A 9390-nucleotide genomic window follows, 5' to 3' on the forward strand; every position below is an offset into this window, starting at 1 on the left:
CCTGAAGGCGCGAGTCGCGACGCAAGACCCCGAGGACAGGCATCCCGACTCGCGCACACGCCTGTCGCAGCACCGCCGGCTGGTCGGAGACCTTCTTGGGAAGGTTGAACAGCGTGACAACCGAGATGACGATGAGGAAGATTCCCGCGACCCACACCAGCACGCTCAGCGCCCACAGCGACGAGCCGATCAGCAGCACGAGACCTGCCAGGATCGAGATCACGCCGGTGAGGATGAGGTACCACGTCGGGGCGTGCGCGGTCTTCGAGAACGCGGTCACCAGGTCGCCGATTCCGTCGAAAAGCCACGCGAAACCGATGAAGAGCGCGAGGAACCAGACCGCATTCGCGGGACTGAACAGGGCAATGATGCCCATGACCAGAACCAGAAAGCCGAGTATTCCGGTGAGAATGCGCCAGCCCGTTCCGAGGACCTTTGCCGAGAACGCCACGTAGATGCGGAAAAGACCCGCAACGATGAGCGCGATACCGAAGAGAACTGCGAGCACCACTACCGTCGCCGAAGGCCACGCAACCGCAATGATGCCGAGCACGATGCCGATGATCGATGTCACGATCATGGCGCTCCGAATGGAGCCGATCAATTCGTCGGGGATCTGTTTTGCATATGGCGCAAAGGTCATGCGCTCACCCTATCCCCGCGGCGGGCGTTCTGACGGGATTCGGACGCAAGTGAGTGAAAGCGCGTTGCCCCGGGGCGGTTCCGTGCGCGTGTGCACGTGCGGGTAAAAGTGATTCGTGTCGAAAACTAGCGCATTTTTTACCCCGTACAGCTCAGCAGCGTCATCCGACGGCGGCGTCGTGACGCCCACGTCGTACGCGTTGAGCCTGTGGGCGCCCGGCACTCTCAACGGGCCAGCGGTGTGTGCCCTCGCCGCGCATCGCGTCGAGCAGCAGTTCGGCGAGGACGGCTTTCGGCCGGCGCGTTTAACCATCGACATGTTCAAGGTGGCACGGGAAGTCCCGACGTTCACCCGTGGCCGACTCGTCCGCGCGGGTCGTCGAATCCGGGTTGCCGAGCTCGACGTCGTGCAAAGTGAGTCCCCGAATATCTCCGACTCGGATACGGCTGGTGCCGATGAAGTCGTCGTGGCGCGGGCTACAACCGTGTTCCTCCGTACGTCGGCGAATCCCCCGGGCACGCGGTGGCAGCGGCCAGACGAGGCCGTCACGTTTCGACCGCCGACCGATCCCATCCCCGACACCGATCTCATGTCTCGCTTCTCGTCCGATGCCCCCGATCGAGATGCGGCCGACGCGTCGGAATCCGGCGGGACCACGGGAGCGTCGAACAGCGCCTGGAACACCGACATGGGCGCGCACCAGAACGGCGGGCGCAAACGGCTCTGGTCGCATCCGCTGCCCGCGATCGACGGCGAACCGGCGACCTCATTCGTGAAGGCCGTGACCGCTGCGGAGTCGACGAGTCTTGTCACGAACTGGGGATCGAGCGGTATCGGTTTCATCAACTGCGACCTCAGCGTCGAACTCGCGCGCCTTCCCCAGGGCGACTGGATGGGCGTCGAAGCCGACAGCCACCTCGAGAGTGACGGCATTTCCATCGGTACTGCTGGATTGTTTGATTCGCACGGAATGTTCGGGATGGGGATTGTCACCGCGGTCAACAACGCTGCCGCGGAGATCGATTTCACCAGCATCGATCTCACTGATCGATATCGTGAGGCGTGATTGTCCACTAATCGGTGAGAACCGCGCACTACGGCGCGAGGTAACCGTTAGGTCTTGATAAGGTCACGCCATGGCAGTGGGCTGGCGTGGTCGGAAGGTGCGCGTGGCGGCGCGAAGGAAAGTCATCGCGGCGGTCGTCGCAGTCGCTGCGACGACGGTGACCATCGGTACGGTGATGGCTCCCGCAGCGTCGGCTGCCACCTACGCCGCTGGTGAGGCGACCATGGTCGCGCGCCTGACCGGACCGGGTTCCATCAACGACACCCCCGGCCGCTACAACATCTACGGCACCGACCTCGGCACCATGTGGGACAACGGCAATGGAGAAATCCTCGCCGCATTCGGCGACACCCAGACGTTCAACGGGTGGTCGTTGCTCTACGGACAGCTCTGGTACTGGCAGTCCAACGCCCTGCTACGCAGCACCGATCGCAACCTCTCCGACGGCATGACCTTCACCGGCCACGCGGGTCCACCGAGGCAGGCCAAGCGACTCCTGAAGCCCGATCTGCGCAAGGAGATCACGATCATCCCGACCGCGGGTGTCGCCGCGAACGGCAAGCAGTACATGAGCGTGATGTCGGTCAAGCACTGGGGACAGCCGGGGGTCTGGTACACGAATTGGTCGGGACTCGTCGTGTCGGACGACAACGGCAACAACTGGCGCGCGCTCAACGCCTTCCGACCCAACGGCGGTGGCAACAAGAAGTTCCAGATGGCCGCGTTCCTCAAGGTCGGCGACACCGTCTACACCTACGGGACCCCCGACGGCCGCTTCGGGGCGGTGTACCTCGCACGGGTGAAAGCCAAGGACATCGAGAACCTCGGTGCTTACGACTACTTCTCGTACGGAAACTGGGCACGAGGCAATCCTTCGGCGGCCACCCCCGTGATGCCCGCACCGACCGGCGAGATGTCGGTGGCCTACAACAGCTATCTCGGCAAGTTCATCTCGCTCGGCCAGAGCGACAACGGCGTGGTGATGCGTACCGCCGACGATCCGGTCGGCCCGTGGACGTCCGGCGAGTTGGTCGTGCCGATGAACAACCCGCTGACCGGATACGCACCCTTCATCCATCCGTGGTCGCAGGGCAGCACGCTGTACTTCACGTACTCGGTCTCGGTGGGCTACCAGGTCTACCTGATGCGGTTGCCGCTGCGGCGGGATTGAGGGCGGGCCGGGATTGAGAGCGGGCCGGGATTCAGAGCGGACCGGTATTCAGAGCGGACCGGTATTCAGAGCGGACCGGTATTCAGCGGCCGGGGACTGAGCGCAGTCGCGACTGAGCGCGACGGCCGGCGAGCTGGGCACCCACCGACCGTCGGCTCGTCTCAAGGCCGGATCAGTTCCGGATCAGCACCGGGACCAGTCGCCGATCCAGCCGTCGAACTCACTGCCCGAGCATCGAGCGCATGCCGTCGATCTCGGCTTGCTGCGACGTGGTGATCTGCTCGGCGAGCGCTCGCGACGCCGGGTCGATCCCGTTGGCCAGCTCGGTCTTGGCCATGTCGATCGCTCCCTGGTGATGAGCGATCATTCCCTTCAGCCAGAGCGTGTCGAACTCCTGGCCGCGCGCGTTCTCCATGGCGGTCATCTCCTGAGCGGACATCATGCCCATGCCCCCGCCACCGTTACCCATATCCATCGAACCGTGGTCCACAGAGCCGTGGTCCACAGAGCCGTGATCCATGGTGCCGTGCTCTTGGGCGCCCTGTGGGTCGGGGGTGGTCGAGACACCCCACGACGCCAATCTCTGTGTCATCTGGTCGATCTCGGGTTGTTGAGCGTTCTTGATCTGCGTCGCCAACTCACGAACGGCGGTGTTCTCGGTGCGCGACGGCACGAGATCTGCCATCGCGATGGCCTGCTGATGGTGCGGGATCATCATCTGGTTGAACGTCACGTCGGCGGCGTTGTGCTTGGTCGAGTCGGCCGACGCACTCTGCGACGACGTGGCGTTTCGGCTCGCCTCAGTACTGGTCGACGACGCACTATCAGACCCGCTGTCGGACGTCGAACACCCCGCGATCCCGACGACCGCGGCGATACCGGCGCACGCAGCGAGCATGCGGGTCCGACGAATTGTATTGCTGGACATCATGGTTTCCTTGTCTTGTTGTGACGTGCTGAACTCGGCCCCGGTGCAAGCGGGACCAGAACTCGTCGAATCAGCAGCGAATCACGTTCAGACACAGGTGATCACGGATCGCCCAAGGCGGCGGACGGCCGAGCCTGCGAACAGCGGGCATCCACACGGTTGCCAGCGCGAGCAGCAGTGCTGCGAACACCAGCACTCCGACGACCGCGGGTTCGATCGTGGGAAAGTCGATGGCGCGCAGGGACAGACAGTGATGACCGAGGACGGCGCAATGGTCGCCCGACGACATGTGTGAGTCGGCGCCTGTCGAGGGCCCCATCTGCATGCCGGCGTGCATGGGAGGTGCTGCGGGCAGCTCGGCATGAGTCGGGCCGAGCAGACCGTGCATCACGACGACGGCCAACACGAGTAGACCCGCGAAGCCAAGCCGTGCGGGCCCCGTCGCCAAGCGTCGTACGAAACGTCGGCGACCACTCACCCGTCTACGCGATGCGGCCACGGCGACCAGATTACCGGCGTGCGAGCTCTCAGGCGCCCGCCGCACTCCCCTGCCCGGCGCTCTCCTGCCCCGCGCTCTCCTGCCCGGCGCTCTCCAGCTCAGCACTCTCCTGCTCGGCGCGCCGTCGCTGTCGCGGCAGGATGAATCGACGGTCGATCAGCGTGTAGACGGCAATCACGGTCGCGGCGAGTGCCCATCCGAGCAACACGTCGAAGACGTAGTGCTCCGCGGTGTAGACGAGCGTGAACGCCATCGCGAACGCGTACCCCATGAACAGCGTTTTTCCCAGCGCTTTCACCCGTGGCCACATGAACAGGGCGAGCAGCATGGTCAGACCCGCGTGCAGCGATGGGATCGCCGCGACGAGATTGGCTTTCCCCTGTCCCACTTCGATCAGATTCGACGCCACGTGGATGTTGAGGTACTCCCAGCCGCGCGCCGAGATGCGCTCGACGTAGGGCTGTGCGCCGGGATGATGCGGATCGGTCGGACCGAGGATGCCTCCCGGCGTCGTCGCCTCAGGCGTCGTCATGCACTCGGCATCACGCGGGCCGTCGACGACCTGCTCGGACGTGCAACGTGCAGCAGCCCACGGCGGGGCTGCAGGCACCAGCGTGTAGCCGACAAGCCCGAGGAACGTCGCGGCAACAAAGCACGCCGCGAAGCGACGCCACGACGAGCGGTCGCGCAACCACAGCACAGCGGCGACGGCGTACGGCACCACGAAGTACGACATGTAGACGACGCTGGTGATGATCTCCCACCACGGCGCCGACGGCTCTTTCAGGTGGCTCTGCAACCAGACGGTCGGAACCACGCCGAACATCGCATGGTCGACGTCGGCGGCGAGGTGCCAGTGCGTCGGCATGTCGACGATTCGGGCGACGTCGCGCGTCCAGTCATAGAGGAGCAGGACCAGCGCGAACGGCGCCCAGTCGATGAGCACAGTGATTGCTCGACGTCGGCCGATACTCGCCGCGAACAGCCCGAGGCAGAGCAGGACGATCAGTCGCGTGCGGTCGAAGGCGAGGCCGTAGACAGAGAACTCGTAGCCCATGAACGCGATCCAGGCCAGGATGGCGATGCGTCGGACGAGGGTCAGGTCCCGCCGCTTCTCCGGCTCAGCCTCGAGTTCGGCTGCGTCGGCGACGTCGTCGAGGACAGGTCCCATCGTCGCCGGCTCGTCCGAGTCGTCGTCGCCTGCGTCTCGCCTCGGGGGCCGTATCGCGTCTTCTACGCTCAAGCGGTCAATCCTGATTCCATCGGTCGAACGGATGCTGACGCGTCGCGCTCGACAAACACGATGGAACGCCGTCCATCCTTAACTGTTTGTCACCCTAGTGAACACCGGACGGTTACGGGGTGTTTGCCACCCGTTGACGGCACATACACAGCAAAGACTTCCTACACTGGTGATGCGCATCACAGCGATGTGGCAGTAGGCGCCGGGAGGTTTCATGCCCAACCGTTTTCTCCGCTACGGCGATCAGCGCTACCTGATCACCAAGGAGGCGGAGGCTCGACTCAACCGCGCGCTGGACAAGGTCTACGAACACGGCGCGGGTCACGAGTGGCTGCATCTCTACCGCGACACCGAGGCGCCGTGTCGGCTGTTGATCGCCAGCGGCGTGCCGATCACGATCGAAACCGAGCCAGGACTCGGCGACTGACCACACGTCGCCCTCCCGGAGTCGATCGCCGTCGGAGACGGTCACTATCGTTGCTGTCGGAGCCGGTCACTATCGTTGGTGCCATGCGCATCGGAGCCCACCTGCGTGAAGACGCCGCACCACTCGAGACCGCAGAGGAACTCGGGATCGACGTCTTCCAGATGTTCGTCACCGACCCGCAGAGCTGGAAGAAGCCGCAGCCACATCCGGAGGCCCAGCAGATCCGCGAGTCGCCCATCGACGTCGTGGTCCATTCGAGCTATCAGATCAACGTCGCGAGTCTGAACAACCGTCTCCGGATGCCATCGCGCAAGGCCGTCGAACAGCAAGCCGACGCCGCAGCCGAACTGGGGGCCTTCGGCCTCGTCGTACATGGCGGTCACCTTCGTGATGGCGAAGACACCGCCGAGGGATTTGCCAACTGGCGCAAGCTTTTCGACCGTCAGCAGGACAAGGGCGGCTTCGGCGTGCCGATCCTGATCGAGAACACCGCGGGCGGCGATCACGCCATGGCCAGAACCCTCGAGGCCATCGACCGACTGTGGGACGCGGTCGGCGATTTCGAGCAGGCCGGATTCTGCCTGGATACCTGCCACGCGTGGGCCGGTGGCGAAGACCTCGTCGGCCTCGTCGAGCGGGTACGTGCCATCACCGGCCGGATCGACCTCGTTCATCTGAACAATTCACGCGACGAGTTCGACTCCGGCCGCGACCGCCACGCCAACCTCGCGTCGGGTCACATCGATCCCGACGTCCTCGTCGAGGTCGCCCGAGTCGCCGATGCGCCGCTGATTCTCGAGACACCCGCTGAAGGCATCCCCGCCGACCTGTCCTACCTGCGCGAAGGCCTCTGACCGCCCGCCGTCGAGATCTTCACCCACACTGCTTGCAATTGCGAGCACGCTCACACGCGTTGAGGTTGTGAGGCCATTGCGCCACACGGTAAACTGGGGTTACTGGCGAGTAACTTGGTGTCCGCGTCAACCTCAAGACCACGACTTTCCCGGCGCTCACCTCGACACGCCCGATGATCGTCAGCCCGCGGCTATATGCCAGGTCTAGTAGAAGGAACCAGCAATGGGTCATTACAAGAGCAACATGCGCGACCTGCAGTTCAACCTCTTCGACGTGTTCGAACTCGACAAGGTCCTCGAATCCGGAGAGTTCGGCGATCTCGACCGCGAGACCGCAGTCGACATGCTCCGCGAGGTGAAGAACCTGGCAGAGGGCGTCATCGCCGACTCGTTCGCCGAGGGCGACCGCAATCCCCCGACCTTCGACCCCGAGACGCACAGCGTCACGATCCCCGAGGCGTTCAAGAAGTCCTACAACGCCTACATCGAGGCCGGCTGGGACAAGGTGGGTCTGCACGAGGAGCTCGGCGGTATGCCCGCTCCGCGTTCGCTGTACTGGGCGCTCGGCGAGATGATCCTCGGCGCCAACCCTGCGCTGTTCATGTACTCCGCAGGCGCCGGATTCTCGGAGATCTTCTACGACAACGGCACCGACGAGCAGAAGAAGTGGGCACAGATCTGCGCCGAGCGCGGATGGGGCGCCACCATGGTGCTGACCGAGCCCGACGCCGGATCGGATGTCGGCGCAGGCCGCACCAAGGCCACCGAGCAGGAAGACGGCTCCTGGCACATCGACGGTGTGAAGCGCTTCATCACCTCGGGCGACCAGGACATGACCGAGAACATCTTCCACCTCGTTCTCGCCCGTCCCGAGGGTGCAGGACCTGGCACCAAGGGCCTGTCGCTGTTCTTCGTTCCCAAGTTCCACTTCGACCACGAGACCGGCGAGCTCGGTGAGCGCAACGGCGTCTTCGTCACCAACGTCGAGCACAAGATGGGCCTGAAGGTCTCGGCCACATGTGAGGTCACCTTCGGTCAGCACGGCGTACCGGCCAAGGGCTGGCTCGTCGGCGAGGTCCACAAGGGCATTGCGCAGATGTTCGACGTCATCGAGCACGCTCGAATGATGGTGGGCACCAAGGCGATCTCGACCCTGTCGACCGGTTATCTCAACGCACTCGACTACGCCAAGGAGCGCGTCCAGGGTGCAGACATGACCCAGATGACCGACAAGACTGCTCCGCGCGTGACCATCACGCATCACCCTGACGTGCGTCGTGCGCTGATGACCCAGAAGGCATACGCCGAAGGTCTGCGCGCCGTGTACCTCTACACCGCGTCGCACCAGGACGAGGCTGCGGCTCAGATCGTTTCCGGCGCCGATGCCGCTATGGCTCACCGCGTCAACGACCTGCTCCTGCCGATCGTCAAGGGCGTCGGCTCCGAGCGCGCCTACGGCACGCTGACCGAGTCGCTGCAGACCTACGGCGGCTCCGGCTTCCTGCAGGACTACCCGGTCGAGCAGTACATCCGCGACTCGAAGATCGACTCGCTCTACGAGGGCACCACTGCCATCCAGGCGCAGGACTTCTTCTTCCGCAAGATCATCCGCGACAAGGGCCAGGCGCTCGCACACGTCGCCGGGCAGATCCAGACGTTCATCGACTCGGAGGCAGGCAACGGTCGCCTCAAGACCGAGCGTGCGCTGCTGAAGACCGCACTCGAGGACGTGCAGTCGATGACCGCAACGCTGACCGGCTACCTCATGGGTGCGCAGGAAGACGCGACGCAGCTCTACAAGGTCGGCCTCGGCTCGGTGCGTTACCTGATGGCAGTCGGCGATCTGCTCATCGGCTGGCTGCTGCTCAAGCAGGCCGAGGTCGCACTGGGCAAGCTCGACGAGGGTGCCGCCGATGGCGACAAGGCGTTCTACGACGGCAAGGTCGCGGTTGCGAGCTTCTTCGCCAAGAACATGCTGCCGCTGCTGACCTCGGTCCGCGGCGTCGTCGAGAACATCGACAACGCCGTGATGGAGCTCGACGAAGCGGCGTTCTGATCCGCTGAATCAGTACGACGACATTGCGGCCCCGCAACCGAATTGGCGGTTTCAAGGGGTCGGCGCAACACTGCTGTTAGTTGGTGGTGATTAGATCACGCAGACGCTCGGCTGGGGTATCCCAGCCGAGCGTTTTGCGTGGACGGCCGTTGAGTTCCTGCGCGACGTGCTCAAGATCGGCTGGACCGTAGACACTGAGGTCAGTGCTTTTGGGGAAGTACTGCCGTAGCAGCCCGTTGGTGTTCTCGTTGGTACCGCGCTGCCACGGGCTGGCCGGATCGCAGAAGTACACCTGCATGTCGGTGGCGATGCTGATCTGCTTGTGTCGGGCAAGCTCGGCGCCCTGGTCCCAGGTGAGCGACCCGCGTAGGTGCGCGGGTAGGTCCTTGATCGCGGTGATGATCGCGTCACGGACGTGTTCGGCGTCGTGCCCATCCGGCAGGTGCAGCAGCATCGTGTAACGGGTGGAACGCTCGACGAGAGTGCCGATCGCGGTCTTGTTC

9 protein-coding genes and 1 pseudogene are annotated in these 9390 nt (G+C 64.2%); 5 read left to right on the plus strand and 5 right to left on the minus strand.

What is annotated here, in order from left to right; translation table 11 throughout:
* Positions 1 to 70: 70 nt before the first annotated feature.
* Positions 71 to 643: pseudogene (locus tag A5777_RS21895) on the minus strand (HdeD family acid-resistance protein); the annotation flags it as partial.
* A 178-nt stretch (positions 644 to 821) separates the two neighbouring features.
* Here A5777_RS21895 and A5777_RS21900 point away from each other — a divergent pair.
* Positions 822 to 1709 (plus strand): acyl-CoA thioesterase domain-containing protein, encoded by an 888-nt coding sequence (locus tag A5777_RS21900; protein WP_064864586.1) that lies wholly within the window; start codon positions 822 to 824, stop codon positions 1707 to 1709.
* A 70-nt stretch (positions 1710 to 1779) separates the two neighbouring features.
* Positions 1780 to 2880: a DUF4185 domain-containing protein gene (locus A5777_RS21905; RefSeq protein ID WP_005209054.1), complete on the plus strand. Its 1101-nt coding sequence runs from the start codon at positions 1780 to 1782 to the stop codon at positions 2878 to 2880.
* A 220-nt stretch (positions 2881 to 3100) separates the two neighbouring features.
* On the opposite strand, the gene A5777_RS21910 is transcribed toward A5777_RS21905, so the two are convergent.
* The 3 genes from A5777_RS21910 to A5777_RS21920 all read right to left on the minus strand — a co-directional run bounded on the left by A5777_RS21910 (position 3101) and on the right by A5777_RS21920 (position 5478).
* Positions 3101 to 3811: a DUF305 domain-containing protein gene (locus A5777_RS21910; protein ID WP_082933800.1), complete on the minus strand. Its 711-nt coding sequence runs from the start codon at positions 3809 to 3811 to the stop codon at positions 3101 to 3103.
* A 67-nt stretch (positions 3812 to 3878) separates the two neighbouring features.
* The gene (locus tag A5777_RS21915; RefSeq protein WP_331710616.1) at positions 3879 to 4256 is read right to left on the minus strand and encodes a hypothetical protein; all 378 of its coding nucleotides are present in this window, start codon (positions 4254 to 4256) and stop codon (positions 3879 to 3881) included.
* A gap of 79 nt (positions 4257 to 4335) precedes the next feature.
* The gene (locus A5777_RS21920; protein WP_064864590.1) at positions 4336 to 5478 is read right to left on the minus strand and encodes a phosphatase PAP2 family protein; all 1143 of its coding nucleotides are present in this window, start codon (positions 5476 to 5478) and stop codon (positions 4336 to 4338) included.
* 286 nt (positions 5479 to 5764) lie between these two features.
* On the opposite strand from A5777_RS21920, the gene A5777_RS21925 reads away from it, so the two are divergent.
* The 3 genes from A5777_RS21925 (at position 5765) to A5777_RS21935 (ending at position 8887) form a co-directional block, all read left to right on the plus strand.
* The gene (locus tag A5777_RS21925; RefSeq protein WP_005209045.1) at positions 5765 to 5977 is read left to right on the plus strand and encodes a hypothetical protein; all 213 of its coding nucleotides are present in this window, start codon (positions 5765 to 5767) and stop codon (positions 5975 to 5977) included.
* 83 nt (positions 5978 to 6060) lie between these two features.
* Positions 6061 to 6831, plus strand: coding sequence for a deoxyribonuclease IV (locus tag A5777_RS21930; RefSeq protein WP_064864592.1), 771 nt, complete (start codon positions 6061 to 6063; stop codon positions 6829 to 6831).
* 223 nt (positions 6832 to 7054) lie between these two features.
* Complete coding sequence (locus A5777_RS21935) at positions 7055 to 8887, plus strand: acyl-CoA dehydrogenase (RefSeq protein ID WP_064864594.1); 1833 nt, start codon at positions 7055 to 7057, stop codon at positions 8885 to 8887.
* 76 nt (positions 8888 to 8963) lie between these two features.
* On the opposite strand, the gene A5777_RS21940 is transcribed toward A5777_RS21935, so the two are convergent.
* Positions 8964 to 9390, minus strand: a 427-nt coding sequence (locus A5777_RS21940; RefSeq protein ID WP_156529458.1) for an IS30 family transposase, incomplete at its 5' end; no start/stop codon positions are given.

The sequence above is a fragment of the Gordonia sp. 852002-10350_SCH5691597 genome, assembly GCF_001665715.1.
GTDB lineage: Bacteria > Actinomycetota > Actinomycetes > Mycobacteriales > Mycobacteriaceae > Gordonia > Gordonia sputi.

Excerpts from the sequence above, each read along its gene's own strand:
- A5777_RS21905 (WP_005209054.1), top strand. The coding sequence starts at position 1,780 with ATGGCAGTGGGCTGGCGTGGTCGGAAGGTGCGCGTGGCGGCGCGAAGG.
- A5777_RS21910 (WP_082933800.1), bottom strand. The coding sequence starts at position 3,811 with ATGATGTCCAGCAATACAATTCGTCGGACCCGCATGCTCGCTGCGTGC.
- A5777_RS21920 (WP_064864590.1), bottom strand. The coding sequence starts at position 5,478 with ATGGGACCTGTCCTCGACGACGTCGCCGACGCAGCCGAACTCGAGGCT.
- A5777_RS21925 (WP_005209045.1), top strand. The coding sequence starts at position 5,765 with ATGCCCAACCGTTTTCTCCGCTACGGCGATCAGCGCTACCTGATCACC.
- A5777_RS21930 (WP_064864592.1), top strand. The coding sequence starts at position 6,061 with ATGCGCATCGGAGCCCACCTGCGTGAAGACGCCGCACCACTCGAGACC.
- A5777_RS21935 (WP_064864594.1), top strand. The coding sequence starts at position 7,055 with ATGGGTCATTACAAGAGCAACATGCGCGACCTGCAGTTCAACCTCTTC.